Here is a 22,176-nt window from a genome sequence, read left to right as displayed (position 1 = left end):
GGAACGGGCCGATTCCCGCCGCTCCGGACAGCTCGACCCGGGGCGGCGGTCAGGCGTGTCCGGAGCTGGGCGGGAAGCCGGTCGGTTGCCCCCGCCCGCCATCCCCATCATCAGACTGTCGGGCTTATCCACATGGTTATCCACACTGGGGAAAAGTCTCCCCAACCTGTGGATAACTTTCCCGGCCGGCGCCGTCCACAGCTGTGCACAAGCCCCGGGGAACGGAAGAACCGCACAGCAGGACACGCGTAGAACAGCAGTCCACAACCCGGGTGCCGCACAGCCTGTGCACAACCCCGCACCCGCTGTGGACAAACGTCCGGGTCCCCGGGCCCCGCGGCCCGGGGACCTCAGGAGCCGTAGAGGGACATCCCGACCAACAGCATCGCCGCCTCCACGGCCAACGCCCCCGCCACCGCCAGCCCTTGGACCAGTCCGCGGCGCTCGCGCGGCGCGTACATCAGGCCGGCCGCGGTCAGGGCGCCCAACGCCAGACCGCCGAGGTGCGCCCGCCAGTCGATGCCCTCGCGGGAGAAGGTGACGATCAGGTTGAAGACCAGGAACGCCATCACCGGAGCCAGCGCACCCCGGTTCCGCAGTTGCATCACGATCGTGGCGCCGATCAGCCCGAAGATCGCCCCGGACGCCCCGACCGACCTCAACCAGTCCCCGGCCACCAGGAAGGCGAAGGTGCTGCCGCCCAGGCCGGCGACCAGGTAGAGGGCCAGGAAGCGGAGCCGGCCGAGGGCCTCCTCCAGCGGCGGGCCGAGCACGAGCAGCACCAGCATGTTCAGCCCGATGTGCCACCACTGATCGTGCAGGAAGGTGGCGGTCAGCAGCCGGTACCACTGGTCCGGGCCGTCGGCGACGCCCCCCGGGCCGCCATCGCGGTCCCGTCCGACGCTGAGCAGCTCCCAGACCTGGTCCAGGCGCGGGGTGAGCACATAGGCGGCCAGCAGCCAGACCACCACGTTGACGCCGACCAGCACCCTGGTGACCAGTCCGCCGTCGGCGGCCGGCACCCCGCCGAACCGGGTGGTCGCCCGCCTGGCCCCGGCGTGCCCGGCGCCGACGCACTCCGGGCAGTGGAAGCCCACCGACGCGGGCACCATGCACTCCGGGCAGATCGGCCGTTCGCAGCGGGTGCAGGAGATCCCGGCGGGCGTCCCGGGATGCCGGTAGCAGCCGGGCGGCCCGCCCTCCGGGGACCGATCGGCCGACGACCGCGGCTCGTCCGGGAGCATCAGCGGATCCCCTTCCGGTACACGACCTCCGAAACAGCCAGCCTACTGCCGCACCCCCGGCCCCCGGCCCGATCCCCCGCATCCCGCCCGGCCGGCCGTTTCCGTGCCCCCGCCCGGCAGGGGCCCGCGTACGGCCCACCCCAGCGTGCCGCCGGACAAATCACCATGCATGATCAGCATTCAGGTGGATATGTGCATAAAGGACGCCACCCAGGAGGAGAGACTCGTGAGTTTTTCGGACTCGGCCCGCGAGACGGCCACCAGGACCCGGGACACCGCCGCACAGTTCGCGGACGGCGCCAAGCACCGCCTCGGGCCCACCTTGGACGCCCTAGGGCCGATGGCCACCCAGGCCGCCCACAACCTCCGCGTCCAGTACGACAAGCATCTCGCCCCACAGTTCGGCCAGGCCTTCGCCAGCCTGCCGCCGGAGGCCCAGCAGAACGCCCTGAAGGCCCTCCACCGGGCCCAGGAGGCCGCTCTGGCGGCCCGCCTCTCCGCGACCCGGGCGGCGGACCAGGCCCGCGCCACCGTCGGCCCCAGGGTCGCGCAGGCGGTCGACGAGGCCCGCGCCGCGGTCACCCCGGTCGCCCAGGAGGCCCAGTCCCGGGGCGCCGCCGCGCTGACCGCGCTGCAGGGCCACGTCAGCTCCGCCGAGATCAGCGCGCTGGCCGCCCGGAACGCCAGGAAGGAGCGGTGCGACAGGCTGGCCGCCGGCCTCGCCGTGGCCGGCCTGCTGGCGATCGGCGGCGGCGTCGTGGCCTGGCAGTGGTGGCGCCGGCACAGCAACCCGGAGTGGCTGGTCGAGCCGCCGGCCCCGCAGGAGCGCCGCCCGGCGGGCGCGCACGCCGCCACCGCCCCGATGAACGGCGCCGGCCCCGACGCAGAGGCCGCCGAGCCCGCCGACGACGGGGGCCCCGCGGCGGACTGACCGCTCGAAAGCCGCGGAACGGGCCCGGGAACGCCGATCGGCCGCCGACCAGATCCCTGGTCAGCGGCCGATCGGTGACTGCTGTGAACTGTGGAGCATAGGAGACTCGAACTCCTGACATCTGCCTTGCAAAGGCAGCGCTCTACCAACTGAGCTAATGCCCCTCGACGGCATCGCGCGTGCCGACGGGCACTAGCGTACCGGGTTCCGGCGAGTTTCCCAGCGCCGTCCCCTGTGGGGAACCGGCCGGTCCGGTCGGTCGACCGGGCCGGCCGGTCCGGGAGGCGCGGGTCGGCGCCTCCGAAGACCGTCGATCGTCAGATCGCCCGGGTTCAGCGACCGGCCGGGACCGGGTCGGTGGCCTCGGTCCACAGGTCCTGCTCGGCGCGGTCCGCCTGGACCTGACGGTAGACAAAGAAGCCGCCGAGGGCGACCAGGGCGACCAGGAGAAGCTTCTTCACCGCGGGACCTCGTCCTTCTTGCGTTGGTGGACTCAAGAGCCGGATCCGGCCGGACTGACCGGGCCGACGAGTCCAGTTGTGTTTCGAGCGCGAAGGGCGGCCGGGTGCCAGACTGCCCTTGCGGCCGATGATACACACCGGTATCCCAATCGTGACCAGCCACCGGTGCGGCCAACCCGGCGGTCCGGGCCCAGGATTGACGCAGCACCTCCTCCCGGGTGCTCCGCCCGCGCACGACCGGCCCGGGATTCCCCGGTCAGACCCGGCCCGCCGGGCCCTCCGACCGGGGCAGCACCACCACCGCCGTACCGCTCGCCAGGTCCACCGTGCTGCGGGGCGGCGCGCCCTCGCCCTCCTCGTCGCGCAGCATCAGGGTGCTGCCGCGTTCGTCCAGCTCGTGCTGTTTGCCCGGCGCGAACTGGGCGTGCAGCTGCTCGAATCCGGTGGCCGAGATCTGCCCCTCCCGGCCCGTGCCCCGCCACGGCACCCAGCGCGCCCGGCCCGCCCGCAGCAGCAGCTGGTCCACCGCCGCCACCAGCACCAGGGCACAGACCAGCCCCGGGATGCTCATCGCCCAGAACACCGTCATGTCGCCACCAACCCTCCACACGGTCCGTCCCGGAGAACCGCCGGGCCGGGCCCCCGGTTCCCGGTCCGGCGGGCGGGAACGCCGAAGGGCCCGGAGTGGATCACTCCGGGCCCTTCGGGGAGGTGGGCCTAACAGGACTTGAACCTGTGGCCTCTTCCTTATCAGGGAAGCGCTCTAACCGTCTGAGCTATAGGCCCTCGCCGAACAGAGAGCGTACCCGAATCCGGCCGATCCGCGAAAACGTCGAAGGCCCCGGAGTGGATCACTCCGGGGCCTTCGCGGTGGTGGGCCTAACAGGACTTGAACCTGTGGCCTCTTCCTTATCAGGGAAGCGCTCTAACCGTCTGAGCTATAGGCCCTTGCCGCACTGAAAGATTAGCGGACCGACGGCCGATCTCCCAAATCCGGATCGGCCGGGGACGCGGCGGGCACCCCGGCGACCGGCCGCGGCGTGCCGGCGGCGCGGTCCAGCAACCACTCCCCGCGGGTCGCCGGGAGGCCCGCCGCGCCCTCCTCGGTGCTGCGGACGGCGAGGACCTGGTTGACCCCGATCCGGTTCTGCTCGAAGGCGAGCGCGGAGGCCGCCATGTACAGCCGCCAGACCCGGGCCCGGCCGCGGCCGACCAGCCGGACCGCCTCCGTCCAGTGCGCCTCCAGGTTGGCCACCCACTCCCGCAGGGTCAGCCCGTAGTGCTCGCGCAGCGACTCGACGTCCCGGACCTCGAAGCCGGCCTCCTCCAGCCGGGCCACGGTGGAGCCGACCGGGGAGAGCTCGCCGTCGGGGAAGACGTAGCGGTCGATGAAGGGGCTGCTGCGGTACGGCTCGCCGGGGTGGTCGGGGCGGCGGGCGATCTGGTGGTTGAGCAGCCGGCCGCCGGGCACCAGCAGCCGGTACAGGCCCTCGGCGTAGACCCGGTACTGCTCGGAGCCGACGTGTTCGGCCATCCCGACGCTGGAGACGGCGTCGAACGGTCCGTCGACGATCTCCCGGTAGTCCTGCAGTCGGACCTCGATCCGGTCGGCCAGGCCGGCCTCCTCGACCCGCGCGCGGGCCAGCGCGACCTGCTCCGCGGAGATGGAGACGCCGACCGCGGTGACGCCGTAGTGCCGGACGGCGTGCAGCAGCAGCGAGCCCCAGCCGCAGCCGACGTCCAGCAGCCGCATCCCGGGCCGCAGGCCGAGCTTGCGGCAGATCAGGTCGAGCTTGGCCACCTGGGCGGCCTCCAGGCTCTTCGCCTCCGGAGTCCAGTAGGCGCACGAGTAGACCATCGAGGAGCCCAGCACGAGGCCGTAGAAGTCGTTCCCGACGTCGTAGTGGTGGCTGATGGCCGCGCGGTCCCGGCCGCGGCTGTGCAGCCGCCCGCCGGGCTTGCGGACCTCCTCCCGGGGCGGGGCCGGCTCGGGGCCGAGCGCGCCGGCGCGCAGGACGGTGGCGAGGGCCCGGCGGCCCTTGGCACCGAGGGCCTCGCGCGGCCCGAGGCGGAGCGTGCGGATCTCCGGCAGCTCGGCGAACCGGCCGACGGCCGAGAGCACCTCGTAGAGGTCGCCGCCGGGGGAGATCTCCAGGTCCCCCGCGACGTAGGCCCGGGCCAGGCCCAGCTCGCCCGGCTGCCAGAGCAGGCGGCGCAGCGCCCGGCGGTTGCGCAGGACGAGGGTGGGCGCCCCCGGCGGGCCGGCGACGCTGCCGTCCCAGGCCTGTACCCGCAGCGGTACCGGGACCTCCAGCAGCCCTTCCAGGGCCTCGACCAGTTGACCTGCGAGCTTCGCCACCGCGCGCCTCCGTCCAGTCGTCCTGCTGAACCTCACCTGCCCGGTCGGGCGGACCGGGGGGGCGGGCCTGCGGCACTCCCAGGCGCGGAACGGGCGCCATCCAGCTAATCCCACCGCGGCCGACCGGCTTCCGGACGGCACGCCGCGGGGTGCCGGCTGTCACCCGAAATGCCGACGGGCCCCACCGGCTGCAACAGCCGGTGGGGCCCGTACATTCCGTCCGTGGACGGAAAGCTGAGCGAGGGTCAGGATCCGGCCGGGATCAGTCCTCCTCGGCCAGGGTCAGCTCGACGCCGCCGGTGAAGCCGGCCGCCGCGTTGTAGATGAACGCGGAGAGGGTGGACAGCGCGGTCAGCAGGACGACGTCGACCACGGCGATCAGCGTGGTGAAGGTCATCACCTTGCCGAAGCCGACGTAGTCCATCAGGTTGACGCCGCCGTTGCTGTCGGAGCCGGTGACGTCCTTGAGGGTCTTGCTCAGGGAGTCGAAGACGCCGAGCGAGTCCAGCGTCATCCACAGCACGGCCGAGGCCACGATCAGGATGATGCCGACGGCCAGCGACAGCAGGAAGCTGACCTTCATCACGGACCACGGGTCGACCTTGGTCACCCGCAGCCGGGCCTTGCGGGTCCGGCCGAGGCCGGGCCCGGCGGCCGCCGCCGCGGGCGCCGCGGCGGGGCGCCGGGCCGCGCCCGGGACGGGGGTGCCGCCCGGCGGGGTGTTGCCGGAGGTCCGGGTGCCCCGGGCCGGGGTCGGCTGCCCCTTGGCGTACGTGGTCGGCTGGGAGAAGCCTCCCGAGCCGGGCGCGGGCGAGCCCGGTGGCGGGGGCGTCTGGCCGCCGCCGTACGTCGCACCGCTCTGACCCGCGGCGCCGACCGGCGGCATCAGCGAGGTGGACGCGGTCGAGTGCTCGGTCGGCGGCTGCGGCACCCCGTACGAACCCCCGCCCTGCGCGCCCGGACGGCCGCCGGAGGTCCCTCCCGCAGCACCCGTGGCTCCACTCACCTGGTCCTCCCGCACTTCCCACCAGGGCGGCGTCGCCGCCCTGCTTCGTCACTCGTCATCCAGCGCCCGGCGGGATTGCCCGGAACTGGCCGGCGGCCGGAGCCACCGCGTCCAACCCTGTGGACGCGGCGGCACCGGTCTGCGGTTCGGTTCAGGCCTCGACGTCTCCGCCGACCGCCGTCTCCGCACCCTCGGTCGTCTCGGTGGACTCGGTGCCGGCGAACTCGTCCTCCGCCGTCTCCTCGTCCTCGGCCTCCGCGTTGCGGGCCATGCCCACGACCGCGTCGCGCTTTCCGAGGTTGATCAGTTGGACGCCCATGGTGTCACGTCCGGTTTCACGAACCTCGGAAACCCTCGTGCGGATCACCCCACCCGAGAGGGTGATCGCCATGATCTCGTCGCTCTCGTCGACCACGAGCGCGCCGACGAGCGAGCCCCGGCCCTCGACGATCTTCGCCGCCTTGGTGCCGTAGCCGCCGCGTCCCTGGACACGGTACTCGTCCACACCGGTCCGCTTGGCGTAGCCGCCGTCCGTGGCGGTGAAGACGTAGGTGTCCGGACGGACGACGTTCATCGAGAGCAGTTCGTCGTCCTCGCGGAAGGCCATGCCCTTGACGCCGGAGGTGGCGCGGCCGGTGGGCCGCAGGGCGTCGTCGGTCGCGGTGAAGCGGATCGACTGGGCCTTCTTGGAGACCAGCAGCAGGTCGTCCTCGGAGGAGACCAGCTCGGCGCCGATCAGTTCGTCGTCCCGGCCCTCCTCGTCCTGGCGCAGGTTGATCGCGATCAGGCCGCCGGAGCGCGGGGAGTCGTAGTCCTTCAGCGGGGACTTCTTCACCAGGCCGGCCCGGGTGGCGAGGACCAGGTACGGCTTGTCCTCGTACGTCCGGACGGCCATCACCTGGGCGATGTGCTCCTCCGGCTGGAAGGCCAGCAGGTTGGCGACGTGCTGGCCGCGGGCGTCGCGCCCGGCGTCCGGCAGCTCGTAGCCCTTGGCACGGTAGACCCGGCCCTTGTTGGTGAAGAACAGGATCCAGTTGTGGGTCGTCGTCACGAAGAAGTGGTCGACGATGTCGTCCTGCTTCAGCTGGGCACCGCGCACGCCCTTGCCGCCGCGCTTCTGCGAGCGGTAGAGGTCGGAGCGGGTCCGCTTGACGTAGCCGCCACGGGTGATCGTGACGACGATGTCCTCCTCGGCGATGAGGTCCTCGATGGAGAGGTCGCCGTCGGACGGGATGAGGGTGGAGCGCCGCTCGTCGCCGTACTTCTCGACGATCGCGGTGAGCTCCTCGGAGATGATCTCCCGCTGGCGGGTCGGCGAGGCCAGGATCGCGTTGTACTCGTCGATCTTGCGCTGCAGCTCGTCGTGCTCGTCCATGATCCGCTGGCGCTCCAGGGCGGCCAGGCGGCGCAGCTGCATCTCCAGGATGGCGTTGGCCTGGAGCTCGTCGATGTCGAGCAGGCCCATCAGGCCGGTGCGGGCGGCGTCGGCGCTGGCCGAGGCCCGGATCAGCGCGATGACCTCGTCGATCAGGTCCAGGGCCTTGAGCAGGGCGCGCAGGATGTGGGCGCGCTCCTCCGCCTTGCGCAGACGGAAGGTGGTGCGCCGGACGATGACCTCGACCTGGTGGTTGACCCAGTGCCGGATGAAGGCGTCGAGCGACAGCGTGCGCGGCACGCCGTCGACCAGGGCCAGCATGTTGGCGCCGAAGTTGGTCTGCAGCTCGGTGTGCTTGTACAGGTTGTTCAGCACGACCTTGGCGACCGCGTCGCGCTTGAGCACGACCACCAGGCGGGTGCCGGTGCGGGACGAGGACTCGTCGCGGACGTCCGCGATGCCGGCGACCCGGCCGTCCTTGACCAGGTCGGCGATCTTCAGCGCGAGGTTGTCCGGGTTGACCTGGTACGGCAGCTCGGTGATCACCAGGCACTGGCGGCCCTGGATCTCCTCGACCTCGACCACGGCCCGCATGGTGACCGAGCCGCGGCCGGTGCGGTAGTAGTCGTTGATGCCGCGGTGGCCGACGATCAGCGCGCCGGTGGGGAAGTCGGGGCCCTTGATCCGCTCGATCAGGGCCTCCAGCAGCTCCTCGTTGGAGGCCTCCGGGTGCTCCAGCGCCCAGAGCGCGCCGGAGGCGACCTCGCGGAGGTTGTGCGGCGGGATGTTGGTGGCCATGCCGACCGCGATGCCGGTGGCACCGTTGACCAGCAGGTTGGGGATGCGCGCCGGCAGGACGGTCGGCTCCTGCGAGCGGCCGTCGTAGTTGGCGGCGAAGTCGACGGTGTCCTCGTCGATGTCGCGCATCATCTCCATGGCCAGCGGCATCATCTTGCACTCGGTGTAGCGCATGGCCGCGGCCGGGTCGTTGCCCGGGGAGCCGAAGTTGCCGTTGCCGTCCACCAGCGGCATCCGCAGCGACCACGGCTGGGCCAGGCGGACCACGGTGTCGTAGATCGAGGTGTCACCGTGCGGGTGGTAGTTGCCCATCACGTCGCCGACGACGCGGGCGCACTTGTAGTAGCCCTTCTCGGGCCGGTACCCGCCGTCGTACATCGCGTAGAGCACGCGGCGGTGCACCGGCTTGAGGCCGTCGCGGACCTCGGGCAGCGCGCGGCTGACGATCACGCTCATCGCGTAGTCGAGGTACGAGCGCTGCATCTCGGTCTCGAGCTCGACCGGCTCGATCCGCATGGTCGCCTGGGCGGTGGCCTCGGCGGCCTCGGGAGTCTCGGGCTGGTCGCCTTCGGGACGGTTGTCGTCGACCACTGGTGGTCAGTTTCCTTTCACGCGGACTGGTACGTGCGGGGCCTGGGGTGGAGGCCTCACACGTCCAGGAAGCGGACGTCCTTGGCGTTGCGCTGGATGAAGGAGCGGCGGGCCTCGACGTCCTCGCCCATCAGCACGGAGAACAGCTCGTCGGCGCGGGCGGCGTCCTCCAGCGTGACCTGGAGCAGCAGCCGGTGCTCGGCGTCCATGGTGGTGACCCGGAGCTCCTCGGCGTTCATCTCGCCAAGACCCTTGAAGCGCTGGATCGCGTCGTCCTTGGGGAGCCGGCGCCCGGCCTCGACCCCGGCCGCGATCAGCGCGTCGCGCTCGCGGTCGGAGTAGGCGTACTCGAAGTCGTCCTTGCCCCACTTGATCTTGTACAGCGGGGGCATGGCGAGGTAGACGTACCCGGACTCGACCAGCGGCCGCATGAAGCGGAACAGCAGGGTGAGCAGCAGGGTGCGGATGTGCTGTCCGTCGACGTCGGCGTCCGCCATCAGGACGATCTTGTGATAGCGGAGCTTGGACTCGTCGTAGTCCTCCTGGATGCCGCAGCCGAAGGCCGAGATCAGCGCCTGGACCTCGGTGTTCTGCAGCACCTTGTCGATCCGGGCCTTCTCCACGTTCAGGATCTTGCCGCGGATCGGCAGGATGGCCTGGGTGCGCGGGTCGCGGCCCTGCTTGGCCGAGCCGCCGGCGGAGTCACCCTCGACGATGAAGATCTCGCACTCGGACGGGTCCTTGGACTGGCAGTCCGAGAGCTTGCCCGGCAGCGAGGCGGACTCCAGCAGGCCCTTGCGGCGCGTCAGGTCGCGGGCCTTGCGGGCGGCGACGCGCGCGGTGGCGGCCTGGATGGACTTGCGGATGATGTCCGCGGCCTCGTTGGGGTTGCGGTCCAGCCAGTCGTTCAGCTGCTCGTGGACGACCCGCTGGACGAAGGTCTTCGCCTCGGTGTTGCCGAGCTTGTCCTTGGTCTGGCCCTCGAACTGCGGCTCGCCGAGCTTGACCGAGATGATCGCGGTCAGGCCCTCGCGGATGTCCTCGCCGGAGAGGTTGTCGTCCTTCTCGCGGAGCAGCTTCTTGTCCCGCGCGTAGCGGTTGACCAGGCCGGTCAGCGCGGCGCGGAAGCCCTCCTCGTGGGTGCCGCCGCCGTGGGTGTGGATGGTGTTGGCGAAGCTGTAGACCCCCTCGGTGTAGGAGGAGTTCCACTGCATCGCGATCTCCACCGAGATCGCCTTGTCCTTGTCCTCCGCCTCGAAGTCGATCACCGAGGGGTGGATGACCTCGCCCTTGCGGGAGTTGAGGTGGGCGACGAAGTCGGCGATGCCGCCGTCGTACTTGTACGTGACGGAGAGCGGCTTGCCGTCCTCGTCCACGTGCTCCGGGCGCTCGTCGGTCAGCGAGATCGACAGGCCCTTGTTGAGGAAGGCCATCTCCTGGAAGCGCCGGGAGAGCGTCTCGAAGGAGTAGACGGTGGTCTCGAAGATGTCGCCGTCGGCCCAGAACGTGACGCTGGTGCCGGTCCGGTCGGTGGTCTCGTTCTTGACCAGCGACGCCGTCGGCGCGCCCATCTTGTAGTCCTGGGTCCAGCGGTGGCCCTCGGTGTGGATCTCGACCGCGAGCCGGGTGGAGAGCGCGTTCACCACCGAGACGCCGACGCCGTGCAGACCGCCGGAAACCGCGTACCCGCCGCCGCCGAACTTGCCGCCCGCGTGCAGCACGGTGAGCACGACCTCGACGGCCGGCTTCTCCTGCCCGGGGACGATGCCGACCGGGATGCCGCGGCCGTTGTCGACCACCCGCACGCCGCCGTCCGGCAGCAGCGTGACGTCGATGGTGTCCGCGTGCCCGGCCATCGCCTCGTCGACGGAGTTGTCCACGACCTCCTGCACCAAGTGGTGCAGGCCACGCTCACCGGTCGAGCCGATGTACATGCCGGGACGCTTGCGGACGGCGTCGAGGCCCTCCAGCACCTGGATGTTACTGGCGTTGTAGGACTTCTCGTCCTGGTCGGACTGGTCTGGGGTCTGGCTGGGGTTGCCGGAATCGGCCACGAAGCGCCCTCTCTGGCACAGCACGGGCCGCATTCCCGCCCCGTACGGGCGAGCGTGCGACCACGGCGTTTCGACTCGGTTGCCACTGGCAACAGTGTTTGGCTCTCAGTCTACCGGTACGACTGACAGAGATGGGCGTTTGGCAGCCCTTGAAGGCAGATACGCCGCCCTGAATCCCCTCGGCACGTGTCCCGATACTCGCCCGGGGGCCCCAGAGCGCCTGGGAGGGCTGTCAGGGGTTCCGGAAGATCCGGATCCGATCCATGCCGCCGGCGAGGGGCCGGTGGCTCGATCAGCCCCAGGTGTCTCCCGGCCCCTTGCTCCCGGGCGCGCGCAGCCGGCCGTAGCCGCGGGCGGGCGCCGCGGGGCCCAGCACCTTGATGGTCCTGACCGTGCCGTGGCCCAGCTCGTGGTTCAGACGGGCCACCAACTGTCGTGCCAGCCAGCGCAGTTGGGTGGCCCAGGCGGTGGAGTCGCACTGCACGGTGAGCACCGCGGCCGCCTCGTCGTAGGAGGAGGGGTGGCAGTGCGCGGCGATGTCCGGACCGACGATCTGCGGCCAGCGGCCCATCACCCCGCCGACCGCGGCCGAGGACTCCCAGCCGCGCTCGGTCAGCAGCCGGTTCAGCGCGGCGCCCAGCGGCACCGGGTCGCGGCCGTCCGAACGGGCGCCGCTGCGCAGACCGTGCCGCTTCGCCTCGCGCTTCTCCCGGACCTGCTCGCCGCGCTGCTTGGCCTGGGCCCGGGCCGCCCGCAGTGCCGAGCGGGCGAGATCGGCGCCGGTCGGCTCGGGGGCGCCGGGCCCGCCGGGAGGGTTCTCCGCCGGCTCGCTCACGGCGATCTCCTTTCCCCAGCCTGTGGACAACGGTCGCGGTCGCACGCCCGCCGAGCCGTCCAGCCTACGGGAGCGCACGGCCGCCGCGACCCGCGGCGGTGGGGGTGAGGGGTGGCAGGGGACAGCCGGCGGAGAACGGCTGCGCGGGTCAGGCGTCCACGCGGCGCACGGCACCGTCGGCCACCGCGAACCGGGCGCCGGCCAGCGCCTTCGGCACGTCCTCGGCGACCGCCGCGGTGACCAGCACCTGCTCGCCGTCGGCCACCAGCTCGGCCAGCCGGTCCCGGCGGGCGGCGTCCAGCTCGGCGAACACGTCGTCCAGGATCAGCACCGGCTCACCGCCGTCGGCGCGCAGCAGCTCGTACGAGGCCAGCCGCAGCGCCAGCGCGAACGACCAGGACTCGCCGTGGCTGGCGTAGCCCTTGGCGGGCAGCGGGCCGAGCTTGAGCACCAGCTCGTCGCGGTGCGGGCCGACCAGGGTGAGGCCGCGGTCGACCTCCTGCTTGCGGACCGCCTGCAGGGCCTGCAGCAGCTGCTCCTCGGCCTGCTCGCGGCTGGTCGGCAGCTCCCCCTCGAAGGAGCTGCGGTACTCCAGGAGGGTCTCACCGCCGCCGGGGGCCAGCTGCCCGTACGCGGCGGTCACCAGCGGCTGCAGGGCGGCCACCAGCTGGATCCGGAAGGCCGTCAACTCCGCGCCGGCCCGCGCCAGATGGCCGTCCCAGACCTCCAGGGTGGACAGGTCCGCGCCCTTGCCGCCGCCGGCCCGGCGGGCCATCGCGGCGGTCTTCAGCAGGGCGTTGCGCTGCTTGAGCACCCGCTCGTAGTCCTGCCGCACACCGGCCAGCCGGGGGGCTCGGGCGGTCAGCAGCTCGTCCAGGAAGCGGCGTCGCTCACCCGGGTCCCCCTTGACCAGGCTGAGGTCCTCGGGGGCGAACAGCACGGTGCGCAGCAGGCCCAGCACATCGCGCGGGCGGACGTTGTCGGAGCGGTTGATCCGGGCCCGGTTGGCCTTGCCCGGAGTGAGCTCCAGCTCGATCAGGGTGGAGCGGCCGCGGTCCACCACCGAGGTGCGGACCACCGCCCGCTCGGCGCCCAGCCGGATCAGCGGCGCGTCGGTGGCGACCCGGTGACTGCCCAGGGTGGCGACGTAGCCGATCGCCTCGACCAGGTTGGTCTTGCCCTGGCCGTTGGGCCCCACGAAGGCCGTCACGCCCGGGTCGAGGGGAACCTCGGCCCGGGCGTACGACCGGAAGTCGGCGAGCGACAGATGCGCGACGTGCATGGCTGTGGACTGCGCCCGCCTTCTGTGGATGAACCGGGTCCGGAGGGGATTGCGCCCCGGACCCGGGGTGGGGATTGCGCCCCGGAGGGGATTACTTCGACTCGACCGCGTGGCCGCCGAACTGGTTGCGCAGCGCGGCGATCATCTTCATCTGCGGCGAGTCCTCCTGGCGGGAGGCGAAGCGGGCGAACAGCGAGGCGGTGATCGCCGGCAGCGGCACGGCGTGGTCGATCGCGGCCTCGACGGTCCAGCGGCCCTCGCCGGAGTCGGCGGCCCAGCCGCGCAGCTTGGCCAGGTGCTCGTCGTCGTCCAGGGCGCGGACGGCCAGGTCGAGCAGCCAGGAGCGGATGACCGTGCCCTCCTGCCAGCTGCGGAAGACCTCGCGCACGTCGGTGACCTCGGGGGCGGCCTCCAGCAGCTCCCAGCCCTCGGCGAAGGCCTGCATCATCGCGTACTCGATGCCGTTGTGGACCATCTTGGCGAAGTGGCCGGCGCCCACCGCGCCCGCGTGCACCGAGCCGAAGTCGCCCTCGGGCTTGAGCGCGTCGAAGACCGGCTGGACCAGGGCGACGTGCTCGGCGTCGCCGCCGTACATCAGCGCGTAGCCGTTCTCCAGGCCCCAGACGCCGCCGGAGACGCCGCAGTCCACGAAGCCGATGCCCTTGGCGGCCAGCGCCTCGGCGTGCTTGACGTCGTCGGTCCAGCGGGAGTTGCCGCCGTCCACCACCACGTCGCCGGGGGAGAGCAGCTCGGCGAGCTCGTCGACGGTCGCCTGGGTGGCCGCGCCGGCCGGGACCATCACCCAGACCACGCGCGGGCCCTGCAGCTTGTTGACGAGCTCCTGCAGGCTCTCGACGTCGGAGATGTCCGGATTGCGGTCGTAGCCGATGACGGTGTGGCCGGCGCGGCGGATCCGCTCGCGCATGTTGCCGCCCATCTTGCCGAGACCGATGAGGCCGAGCTCCATGACCAAGTCCTTACCTGTGGTGACGTGCCTGCCGGCGGCGCCGTTGCCGCACTCCCTGAGCCTACGCGCTGGACCGCCCGCGCCCGCTTGCGGTCCGGCCGACCGGGGGAGACGTCCACAGGCTGTGCACAGCGGGTGTGCACAGCCTGTGGACGGTCACGCGGAGCGGGGGCGGCCGGAGCCGCTCCCGGGGATCAGCCGGAGAGGCGGACCGGCATGATCAGGTACTGGTAGGCCTTGTCCTCCTCGGCGTCCACCGAGACCTTGCCGCTGAGCAGCGCGGGCTTGGTCGGGGTGGTGAAGCTGAGCTGGGCGTAGGCGGAGTCGATGGCCTTGAGGCCCTCCTCCAGGTAGCCCGGGTTGAAGGCGATGGAGATGGCGTCGCCCTCCAGGGAGGCGTCGATCCGCTCGGTGGCCTGGGCGTCGTCGCCCGATCCGGCCTCCAGCGTCAGCACGCCCTCCTCGAAGTTCAGGCGGACCGGCGTGTTGCGCTCGGCGACCAGCGAGACGCGCTTGAGCGCCTCCAGGAAGGGCTGCGTCTGGATCGCGGCGACCGCGTTGAACTCGGTCGGGAACAGGCTGCGGAACTTGGGGAACTCGCCCTCCAGCAGCCGGGTGGTGGTCCGGCGGCCGGCGCCCTCGAAGCCGATCAGGCCCTCGCCCGCGCCGCCCGAGGAGAGCGCGATGGAGACGGTGTCGCCGCTGCCCAGGGACTTGGCGATGTCCTGCAGCGTCTTGGCCGGGACCAGGGCGACTGCGGAGATGTCCGACTGCTCGGGCTTCCACAGCAGGTCGCGGACGGCGAAGCGGTAGCGGTCGGTGGCGGCCAGGGTGATCCGGTCGCCCTCGATCTCGACCCGGACACCGGTGAGCACCGGGAGGGTGTCGTCCCGGCCCGCGGCGACGGCGGCCTGGCTGACCGCGGAGGCGAAGACGTCACCGGAGACGGTGCCGGTGGCGGTCGGCATCTGGGGCAGGGCCGGGTACTCGTCCACCGGGAGGGTGGGGAGGGTGAACCGGGAGCTGCCGCAGACCACGCTGACCCGCTGGCCGTCGGTGGAGATCTCCACAGGCCTGTTGGGGAGGTTGCGGGAGATGTCGTTGAGCAGTCGACCGGAGACCAGCACGGTGCCGGCCTCCTCGACGTCCGCCTCCAGCTCGACCCGGGCCGAGACCTCGTAGTCGAAGCCGGACAGCGCCAGGCTGCCCTCCTGCGCGGTCAGCAGCAGGCCTGCCAGCACCGGCACCGGAGGCCGTGCCGGGAGGCTGCGGGCAGCCCAGGCCACCGCCTCCGCGAGGACGTCACGCTCCACCCGGAACTTCACCGGTAACCGCCTCCTGGATCGAGCGCTCCCGCTCGCACTCTGGTTCGTCTGATCTTGATCGTCGGTCCGCTGTCCGTCGGAGCTCTGCTCGCTCCGCTTCCAGTCGCAAGGACAGTCTGACGTACTCCGCCGACAGACGGGGCAGACGGGCGGAAGCAACCCGAACAGGTGTCGGGGTCGCGTTGTCCACAGATTCGGGGCCCACCCACTTTGAAAGCAAGTCCACGGTCTAAATGTGTAGTGGTAGTAGTAGGGCCTGTGGAAACCGTGGATAACCCCGTTTCCGCAGGTCAAGGCCCGGATTTTGTCCACAGTGGGTGTGGACGGCGGCTGTGGACGAGCAGGCCCCGCTGTGGACAGCTGAGCGTTACCCACAGGGCACGCTCGGTATCCACAGGTTATCCCCAGGCCTGTCCCCAGATCCGGGTGCGGTTATCCACGGGGCCCGGTCAACTTTTCGTGACGCCTTTCACACCAGGGTATGAACGCCAGCTCACGGTTGTCGAACTGTGGACGCGGTTGTGGACAACCTGGGGATAACCGCCCCTGCCCTGGGGACAACCGGTGGATAACCCGGATGGCCCACTGGCGGGCCGTCAATTGTCCACACCCTGTGGATAACCGTTGTGCACAAGTCCACAGGCACCTGACCTGCGCGGAAGAGCGTAGCGGTGACGGGCCTGTGGAAGAATTCTGGATAACTCCGGAGCCACCGGCCTGTGGACGGCGGGGAAGGCACCCGCCCTGTGGACAACTGCCCTGCGCGCCCCGGGTTTTCGAATCACCGGTCAGTTGTTCGGCGCGGGCTGTGGACTGGCGAACCGTCCGTCGACCACATCTCTGCCCAGCCGGCGGGCGGCGCACACCTGTGGATGCCCGCTGATGCGTCCGGACACGCGAAAAGGGCGTCAGGATCGCTCCTGACGCCCTCCGGGCCGCGTGCGCGGCGGTGGCTAGCTCTTGATGCGGTTGGTCAGTTCGGTGACCTGGTTGTAGATCGAGCGGCGCTCGGCCATCAGCGAGCGGATCTTGCGGTCCGCGTGCATCACCGTGGTGTGGTCGCGGCCGCCGAACTGCGCGCCGATCTTCGGCAGCGACAGGTCGGTGAGCTCCCGGCACAGGTACATCGCGATCTGGCGGGCCGTCACCAGCACCCGGCTGCGCGAGGATCCGCAGAGGTCGTCCACGCCCAGACCGAAGTACGCGGCGGTCTGCTGCATGATGACCTGCGCGGTGATCTCCGGGCCGGCGTCCTCGTCCCCGCCCGGGATCAGGTCCTTGAGGACGATCCCGGCCAGCTCCAGGTCCACCGGCGCCCGGTTGAGGTTGGCGAAGGCGGTGACCCGGATCAGCGCCCCCTCCAACTCCCGGATGTTGCGGGTGATCCGGGACGCGATGAACTCCAACACGTCGGCGGGAGCGTTCAGTTGCTCCTGGATCGCCTTCTTGCGGAGGATCGCGATCCGGGTCTCCAGCTCCGGCGGGGTGACGTCGGTGATCAGGCCCCACTCGAAGCGGTTGCGCAGCCGGTCCTCCAGCGTGGTCAGCAGCTTGGGCGGCCGGTCCGAGGAGAGCACGATCTGCTTGTTCGCGTTGTGCAGGGTGTTGAAGGTGTGGAAGAACTCCTCCTGCGTGGACTCCTTGCTCGCCAGGAACTGGACGTCGTCCACGAGCAGGATGTCCATGTCCCGGTAGCGGCGGCGGAAGGTGTCCGCCTTGCCGTCCCGGATCGAGTTGATGAACTCGTTGGTGAACTCCTCCGAGGACACGTAGCGCACCCGGGTCCCCGGGAAGAGGCTGCGCGAGTAGTGCCCGATGGCGTGCAGCAGGTGGGTCTTGCCCAGCCCGGACTCGCCGTAGATGAAGAGCGGGTTGTACGCCTTGGCCGGGGCCTCGGCGACCGCCACCGCCGCCGCGTGCGCGAAGCGGTTGCTCGCGCCGATGACGAAGGTGTCGAAGAGGTACTTGGGGTTCAGCCGGGCGGCCGGCTCGTCCTTGCGGGAGCCGCCGGCCGGGGGAGCGCCGGGCGGGGCGGGCACACCGGGGACGGGGGGGCGCTCGCCGGACCGCTCCGGGGCGGCCTTCTCCGCCGGACGTCCGCCGGTGGGGCGGGCACCGGTGGCGCGGCGGCCCGCGGCACCGCGGGGCTGCTCGTTCGGGCCGGGGCCGTAGGCGCCGCCGAAGAGGTCGCCCTGGGTGGTCGCGGGCGGGCCGGGCAGGGGCCGCGGCGCCTGGCGGGGAGCGGGCTCCTCGGGCTCGTAGTGGGCGGGGGGCTGCTCCTGGTAGCCCTGCCAGCCCTGCGGGCCGCCGGAGGGGGCGCCGTACGGCCCCGGGCGCTGCTCGTAGCCGCCGGTGTCGTAGCGGGGGCGCTCGTAGTCCTGCTCGTACGGCTGGCCCTGCTCGTAGGGCTGCGCCTTCTCGTACGGCTGGCCCTGCTCGTACTGCGGGCCGTGCTCGTACGGGCGCTGGTAGCCCTGGTCGCCGTAGCCGTCGGTGTCCTCGGACGGGCCGGGGTACGGCTCGGCGGGGGGCTGGGGGGCGGGCGCGGGGGTGGTCGGCACGGCGTTGGCGTCGACCATCACGGCGATCCGGACCGGGCGGCTGAGCTCACGGCTGAGGGCCTCGGTCAGCTGCGGCAGCAGCCGGCCCTCCAGTACCTGCTTGGCCCGCTCGTTCGGGGCCGCCAGCAGGGCGGTGTCGTGCATCATCCACATCGGCTGGGTGCGCTGCACCCACTGCTTGTCCATCTCCGCGACATCGGGGTCGCTGACCAGCCGCTCGACGACCCTGGCCCAGACCGGGACGAGGTCGCTGTTGACATCAGCCACTGGTGCACGCTTTCCAAGAACAAACCCAGACAAGTTCTGCAACGGTAGTCAGCGAACAGAGCGGGATCAAGTCGTTGTCCACAGGCTGTGGGTAAAGCGGGTCCCGGAGGGCTGGTTTGACCCTCGAGCCCCGTCCCGCGTACCGTAACCAGGTCGAGTTGTCGATGGCCGCTGCCGCATGTCCGCGGGTCCACCCGCTCCATAAGGCGCGCAGCACGGGCGCCGTGGATTGCCTCAGACCCCAGCCGAACTGGGGCGATGAGCCGGATTTCCGATTCCAAGGGAGATCACGCGGACGCACGGTGACGGCCAAGCGACTTCTCGTCATCCTACGATTCACCTCAGGAGCCCCCGAGTGAGCAAGCGCACCTTCCAGCCGAACAACCGTCGCCGCGCGAAGACCCACGGCTTCCGGCTGCGTATGCGTACCCGCGCCGGCCGCGCCATCCTGGCCGCCCGCCGTGGCAAGGGCCGCAGCGCCATCTCCGCCTGATCCGCGCCAAGAGTCTGCTGTGCTGCCCTCCGAAAACCGGCTGCGGCGGCGCGAGGACTTCGCGACCGCGGTGAAACGCGGTCGTCGGGCCGGCCGGCCCCTCCTGGTCGTCCATCTCAGCAGAGACGGTGACCCGCAGGGGCAGGCCGACCGGACCAGCGACTTCCGCCCGCACGTCGCCGAGGGGACTCCTTCGGCGCGTGCGGGTTTCGTCGTGAGCAAGGCCGTCGGCCCGGCGGTCGTCCGCAACCTCGTGAAGCGCCGGTTGCGCCATCTCATCCGTGATCGTCTGTCCAGGCTGCCCGCCGGTAGCCTGATAGTGGTGCGTGCGCTGCCCCAGGCCGCGTCCGCCTCGTACCAGGACCTCGAACGTGACCTGGACGCGGCGCTGAAGCGGCTGCTGAAGGCTGAGCCCGCCGCGACGGCGCCGACGGGAGCAGGGCGATGAAGTACCTGCTGATGGGTCTGATCAGGGTCTACCAGTGGACGATCAGCCCACTGCTCGGTCCGGTCTGCCGTTACTACCCCTCCTGCTCGCACTACGGCTTCGAGGCCGTCAAGGTGCACGGGGCGGTCAAGGGCGGCGGGCTGACCGTGTGGCGCATCCTGCGCTGCAACCCATGGACGCCCGGCGGGGTCGATCACGTCCCGCCGAGAAAGCATCCGGTGTGGCACCGCCGGCTGCGTGATCTGCTGAGCCCCAAGAGCGGGACCGCCGAGCCGGAGCCGGTGGCGAAGCCCGATGCCCAAGGAGTCTGACCGGTGACCTTCGGTTTTCTGAGTCCCCTCTACACAGCGGTGTCCTGGATCATCGTCCAGTTCCACTCGCTGTACAGCCACGTCTTCGACCCGAACGGTGGCTGGGCCTGGGGTCTGTCCATCGCCTCGATGGTGGTCGTCATCCGGATCTGCCTGATCCCGCTCTTCGTGAAGCAGATCAAGGCGACCCGGGCCATGCAGGCGATCCAGCCGAAGATGAAGGCCATCCAGGAGCGCTACAAGAACGACCGGCAGCGCCAGTCCGAAGAGATGATGAAGCTGTACAAGGATGCGGGTACCAACCCGTTCTCCAGCTGCCTTCCCATCCTCGTGCAGGCGCCGTTCTTCACCGCCCTCTACGGCGTTCTGGCCTCGGTCGCCAACAACAAGAAGATCGGCGTCATCGACCAGGGCCTGCTGGAGAGCGCCAAGCAGGCGCACATCTTCGGTGCGCCGCTGTCGGCCAAGTTCGTCGGCTCCGACAGCCTGAACGTCCAGATCGTCACCGCGGTGATGATCATCATGATGTCGCTGTCGCAGTTCATCACCCAGCGCCAGCTGATGACGAAGAACGTCGACCTCACGGTCAAGACGCCGTTCATGCAGCAGCAGAAGATGCTGATGTACGTCTTCCCGGTCATGTTCGCCGTGATGGGCATCAACTTCCCGGTCGGTGTCCTGGTCTACTGGCTGACCACCAACGTCTGGACCATGGGCCAGCAGCTGATCGTCATCCACAACAACCCGACCCCGGGCAGCCACGCCTTCCAGCAGCGCCAGGAGCGGCTGAAGAAGGCCGGCCGGCTGCGTCCGGACGGTACGGAGATCAAGGGCGCGCTCTGGGGCATGCTGCCCCCGAGCAAGTCGGCCCTCGCCGAGGCGGCCTCCGCCGCCGCCGTGGTCGAGGAGTCGGTGCGGGCGAACCGCCAGCAGCCGCGTCGGCAGACCAAGGCCCAGCGTCAGCAGGGCGGCGCGCAGACGGCCGAGGCCGGCGAGGCCACCGAGCAGTCCGAGCAGTCCGTCGAGGACGCCGTTCCGGCGGACTCGGGCACCAAGCCGACGGCCAAGCAGACCGCGGCCAAGCCCGGCGGCACCAGGCAGGGCACCCGTCAGCAGCCCAAGCGCGGCGGCGGCCAGCGGCCGAAGAGGAAGTAGTCCTCCCCACCGGCCCCGGCTCGTTTCGGCAGCCCCGAAGAGCTTCGTTCCCGGCCCGTCCGACGGGCCCAACTCCGAAGGAGTCCATCAGTGACGGAAGGCACCACCTCCGCCGTCGAGGCCGAGGCCGCCGCCAGCGCCGACGAGAACCTCGTCTCCCGCCTGGAGCAGGAGGGCGACATCGCGGCGGACTACCTGGAGGGTCTGCTCGACATCGCGGACCTCGACGGTGACATCGACATGGACGTCGAGGGCGACCGCGCCCTGGTCTCCATCGTCAGCGACGGCAACGACCGCGCGCTGCAGCGCCTGGTCGGCCAGGACGGCGAGGTGCTGGAGGCCCTGCAGGAGCTGACCCGGTTGGCTGTCCACCGGGAGACCGGCGAGCGCAGCCGCCTCATGCTGGACATTGCCGGCTTCCGGGCCCGCAAGCGCACCGAGCTGGCCACGCTCGGCGCCGAGGCGGCCGAGCAGGCGAAGAGCAACGGTGAGCAGGTCAAGCTGCGGCCGATGACGCCCTTCGAGCGCAAGGTCGTCCACGACGCGGTCGCCGCGGCGGGCCTGCGCAGCGAGTCCGAGGGCGAAGAGCCCCAGCGGTGCGTGGTCGTGCTGCCGGCCTGAGGCCCGGCAGGTCGATGACCGGCCGCCCTGGCGGCCGGAGAGCTTCACCGGACGCGACCCCGTCCGCCTCGTGCGGGCGGGGTCGTCGTCCCTTCCGCGGGGAGCGGCCCGGCGGGAGACGTTTCACGTGAAACAGTGCGTTGAGCGGGTCGGTGGATCCGGGGATCGGAGAGGTCGAGATGGACACGGAGAACGCGGCTGCCGGCCGGCCGGGGGCGGACGTGGACCCGGCCGCCGACGGGCGGACCGCCGAAGTGGCTGCACCCGGCGAGGTGGCCGGCCCGGGCGAGGCGCCGGCCGTCGCCCGGGAGGTCTTCGGCGACCGTTACGACGCCGCGGTCCGGTACACCGAGCTGCTGGCCACCGCGGGCGTCCAGCGCGGGTTGATCGGGCCGCGTGAGGTGCCCCGGCTCTGGGACCGCCACGTGCTCAACTGCGCGGTGCTGGCCGAGCTGCTGCCCGCCGGCATCACCCTGTGCGACGTCGGTTCCGGTGCCGGTCTGCCCGGCATCCCGGTGGCGCTCGCCCGTCCGGACGTCTCGGTGACGCTGCTGGAGCCGCTGCTGCGCCGGACCACCTTCCTGGAGGAGGTCGTCCGGGAGCTGGGGCTGGAGAACGTCACGGTGTTGCGCGGCCGCGCCGAGGAGATGGTCGGCAAGCTCGCGGTGGACGTGGTGACCGCCCGGGCGGTGGCACCGCTGGAGCGGCTGGCCGGCTGGGGCATGCCGCTGCTGCGCCCGCACGGCCAGATGCTGGCGCTCAAGGGCGACAGCGCGGAGCAGGAGCTGGCCGACTCGCGCGCCGGGCTGGCCAAGCTGGGCGCGGTCGAGTGGAGCGTGATCTCGGTCGGCGAGGGCACCCTGGAGACCTCGACCCGGGTGGTCCAGGTCAAGGCGGGGGAGAGCCCCGGCGGGGTGAAGGCCGCGACCCGGCGGGCCAAGGCGGCTCGGGCCGGCCGCAACGCGAGCGCCCGCACCGGCGGCGCCGCCCGGGGCGGACGGCGCCGCACCCGCTGAGCCGGGTGACCTCGGACACGCACGGGAACGGGCGGACGGTCCTCCTGAACGGGAGGGGCGTCCGCCCGTCGTCGTT

The 22,176-nt window shown here is 71.3% G+C and carries 19 protein-coding genes and 3 tRNA genes; 7 read left to right on the top strand and 15 right to left on the bottom strand.

What is annotated here, in order from left to right; translation table 11 throughout:
* Nucleotides 1–350: 350 nt before the first annotated feature.
* Entirely contained in the window at nucleotides 351–1,244 is an 894-nt protein-coding gene (locus IE332_RS02080) for a rhomboid family intramembrane serine protease (RefSeq protein WP_189913286.1), read from the bottom strand.
* A 226-nt stretch (nucleotides 1,245–1,470) separates the two neighbouring features.
* On the opposite strand from IE332_RS02080, the gene IE332_RS02075 reads away from it, so the two are divergent.
* Nucleotides 1,471–2,175: a DUF5324 family protein gene (locus tag IE332_RS02075; RefSeq protein ID WP_189913285.1), complete on the top strand. Its 705-nt coding sequence runs from the start codon at nucleotides 1,471–1,473 to the stop codon at nucleotides 2,173–2,175.
* Nucleotides 2,176–2,266: 91 nt separating this feature from the next.
* Here the strand turns inward: IE332_RS02075 and IE332_RS02070 are convergent.
* The 14 genes from IE332_RS02070 to dnaA all read right to left on the bottom strand — a co-directional run bounded on the left by IE332_RS02070 (nucleotide 2,267) and on the right by dnaA (nucleotide 18,056).
* Nucleotides 2,267–2,339, bottom strand: a tRNA-Ala gene (locus IE332_RS02070).
* 168 nt (nucleotides 2,340–2,507) lie between these two features.
* Nucleotides 2,508–2,636 (bottom strand): DLW-39 family protein, encoded by a 129-nt coding sequence (locus IE332_RS40545; RefSeq protein WP_014137031.1) that lies wholly within the window; start codon nucleotides 2,634–2,636, stop codon nucleotides 2,508–2,510.
* A gap of 256 nt (nucleotides 2,637–2,892) precedes the next feature.
* Nucleotides 2,893–3,225: a DUF6191 domain-containing protein gene (locus IE332_RS02065; protein ID WP_189913284.1), complete on the bottom strand. Its 333-nt coding sequence runs from the start codon at nucleotides 3,223–3,225 to the stop codon at nucleotides 2,893–2,895.
* A gap of 123 nt (nucleotides 3,226–3,348) precedes the next feature.
* Nucleotides 3,349–3,422, bottom strand: a tRNA-Ile gene (locus IE332_RS02060).
* Between the two features lie 85 nt (nucleotides 3,423–3,507).
* Nucleotides 3,508–3,584: transfer RNA gene (locus tag IE332_RS02055), tRNA-Ile, on the bottom strand.
* A gap of 16 nt (nucleotides 3,585–3,600) precedes the next feature.
* The gene (locus IE332_RS02050; protein WP_189913283.1) at nucleotides 3,601–4,995 is read right to left on the bottom strand and encodes an SAM-dependent methyltransferase; all 1,395 of its coding nucleotides are present in this window, start codon (nucleotides 4,993–4,995) and stop codon (nucleotides 3,601–3,603) included.
* Between the two features lie 262 nt (nucleotides 4,996–5,257).
* Nucleotides 5,258–6,001 carry a DUF3566 domain-containing protein gene (locus IE332_RS02045; protein ID WP_229928223.1) on the bottom strand — a complete coding sequence of 248 codons (744 nt, stop codon included), beginning with the start codon at nucleotides 5,999–6,001 and terminating at the stop codon, nucleotides 5,258–5,260.
* 151 nt (nucleotides 6,002–6,152) lie between these two features.
* Nucleotides 6,153–8,690, bottom strand: a complete 2,538-nt coding sequence (gene gyrA / locus IE332_RS02040) for a DNA gyrase subunit A (protein WP_189913545.1) — start codon at nucleotides 8,688–8,690, stop codon at nucleotides 6,153–6,155.
* 131 nt (nucleotides 8,691–8,821) lie between these two features.
* A complete protein-coding gene (gyrB, locus tag IE332_RS02035) occupies nucleotides 8,822–10,843 on the bottom strand; it encodes a DNA topoisomerase (ATP-hydrolyzing) subunit B (protein ID WP_189913282.1) in 2,022 nt (673 codons plus the stop codon).
* A 268-nt stretch (nucleotides 10,844–11,111) separates the two neighbouring features.
* Nucleotides 11,112–11,654 carry a DciA family protein gene (locus IE332_RS02030; protein WP_189913281.1) on the bottom strand — a complete coding sequence of 181 codons (543 nt, stop codon included), beginning with the start codon at nucleotides 11,652–11,654 and terminating at the stop codon, nucleotides 11,112–11,114.
* Nucleotides 11,655–11,802: 148 nt separating this feature from the next.
* Nucleotides 11,803–12,936 (bottom strand): DNA replication/repair protein RecF, encoded by a 1,134-nt coding sequence (gene recF / locus IE332_RS02025; RefSeq protein WP_189913280.1) that lies wholly within the window; start codon nucleotides 12,934–12,936, stop codon nucleotides 11,803–11,805.
* A 91-nt stretch (nucleotides 12,937–13,027) separates the two neighbouring features.
* Nucleotides 13,028–13,903 carry a phosphogluconate dehydrogenase (NAD(+)-dependent, decarboxylating) gene (gnd, locus tag IE332_RS02020; RefSeq protein ID WP_189913279.1) on the bottom strand — a complete coding sequence of 292 codons (876 nt, stop codon included), beginning with the start codon at nucleotides 13,901–13,903 and terminating at the stop codon, nucleotides 13,028–13,030.
* Between the two features lie 194 nt (nucleotides 13,904–14,097).
* Nucleotides 14,098–15,228, bottom strand: coding sequence for a DNA polymerase III subunit beta (gene dnaN, locus IE332_RS02015; protein ID WP_189913278.1), 1,131 nt, complete (start codon nucleotides 15,226–15,228; stop codon nucleotides 14,098–14,100).
* Between the two features lie 953 nt (nucleotides 15,229–16,181).
* The gene (dnaA, locus tag IE332_RS02010) at nucleotides 16,182–18,056 is read right to left on the bottom strand and encodes a chromosomal replication initiator protein DnaA (RefSeq protein ID WP_189913277.1); all 1,875 of its coding nucleotides are present in this window, start codon (nucleotides 18,054–18,056) and stop codon (nucleotides 16,182–16,184) included.
* 355 nt (nucleotides 18,057–18,411) lie between these two features.
* On the opposite strand from dnaA, the gene rpmH reads away from it, so the two are divergent.
* The 6 genes from rpmH to rsmG all read left to right on the top strand — a co-directional run bounded on the left by rpmH (nucleotide 18,412) and on the right by rsmG (nucleotide 22,100).
* Complete coding sequence (gene rpmH, locus IE332_RS02005; RefSeq protein ID WP_148643823.1) at nucleotides 18,412–18,549, top strand: 50S ribosomal protein L34; 138 nt, start codon at nucleotides 18,412–18,414, stop codon at nucleotides 18,547–18,549.
* A gap of 19 nt (nucleotides 18,550–18,568) precedes the next feature.
* On the top strand, nucleotides 18,569–18,997 hold the full coding sequence (rnpA, locus tag IE332_RS02000; RefSeq protein WP_189913276.1) for a ribonuclease P protein component: 429 nt from the start codon (nucleotides 18,569–18,571) through the stop codon (nucleotides 18,995–18,997).
* Entirely contained in the window at nucleotides 18,994–19,308 is a 315-nt protein-coding gene (gene yidD, locus IE332_RS01995; RefSeq protein ID WP_189913275.1) for a membrane protein insertion efficiency factor YidD, read from the top strand. Before rnpA ends, yidD begins: the two co-directional genes overlap by 4 nt.
* Before the next feature lie 3 nt (nucleotides 19,309–19,311).
* A complete protein-coding gene (yidC, locus tag IE332_RS01990; RefSeq protein ID WP_189913274.1) occupies nucleotides 19,312–20,463 on the top strand; it encodes a membrane protein insertase YidC in 1,152 nt (383 codons plus the stop codon).
* A gap of 90 nt (nucleotides 20,464–20,553) precedes the next feature.
* On the top strand, nucleotides 20,554–21,084 hold the full coding sequence (locus IE332_RS01985; protein ID WP_189913273.1) for a Jag family protein: 531 nt from the start codon (nucleotides 20,554–20,556) through the stop codon (nucleotides 21,082–21,084).
* A 179-nt stretch (nucleotides 21,085–21,263) separates the two neighbouring features.
* Nucleotides 21,264–22,100, top strand: a complete 837-nt coding sequence (gene rsmG, locus IE332_RS01980; RefSeq protein ID WP_189913272.1) for a 16S rRNA (guanine(527)-N(7))-methyltransferase RsmG — start codon at nucleotides 21,264–21,266, stop codon at nucleotides 22,098–22,100.
* Nucleotides 22,101–22,176: the final 76 nt, after the last annotated feature.

Origin of the sequence: Kitasatospora xanthocidica (genome assembly GCF_014656195.1) — a bacterium.
In the GTDB taxonomy this organism is placed as follows: Bacteria; Actinomycetota; Actinomycetes; order Streptomycetales; family Streptomycetaceae; genus Kitasatospora; species Kitasatospora xanthocidica.
This window is presented reverse-complemented; position numbering and strand designations above follow the sequence as displayed.

Excerpts from the sequence above, each read along its gene's own strand:
- recF (WP_189913280.1), bottom strand. The coding sequence starts at position 12,936 with ATGCACGTCGCGCATCTGTCGCTCGCCGACTTCCGGTCGTACGCCCGG.
- rsmG (WP_189913272.1), top strand. The coding sequence starts at position 21,264 with ATGGACACGGAGAACGCGGCTGCCGGCCGGCCGGGGGCGGACGTGGAC.
- gyrA (WP_189913545.1), bottom strand. The coding sequence starts at position 8,690 with ATGCGGATCGAGCCGGTCGAGCTCGAGACCGAGATGCAGCGCTCGTAC.
- IE332_RS02080 (WP_189913286.1), bottom strand. The coding sequence starts at position 1,244 with ATGCTCCCGGACGAGCCGCGGTCGTCGGCCGATCGGTCCCCGGAGGGC.
- yidD (WP_189913275.1), top strand. The coding sequence starts at position 18,994 with ATGAAGTACCTGCTGATGGGTCTGATCAGGGTCTACCAGTGGACGATC.
- gnd (WP_189913279.1), bottom strand. The coding sequence starts at position 13,903 with ATGGAGCTCGGCCTCATCGGTCTCGGCAAGATGGGCGGCAACATGCGC.
- IE332_RS02065 (WP_189913284.1), bottom strand. The coding sequence starts at position 3,225 with ATGACGGTGTTCTGGGCGATGAGCATCCCGGGGCTGGTCTGTGCCCTG.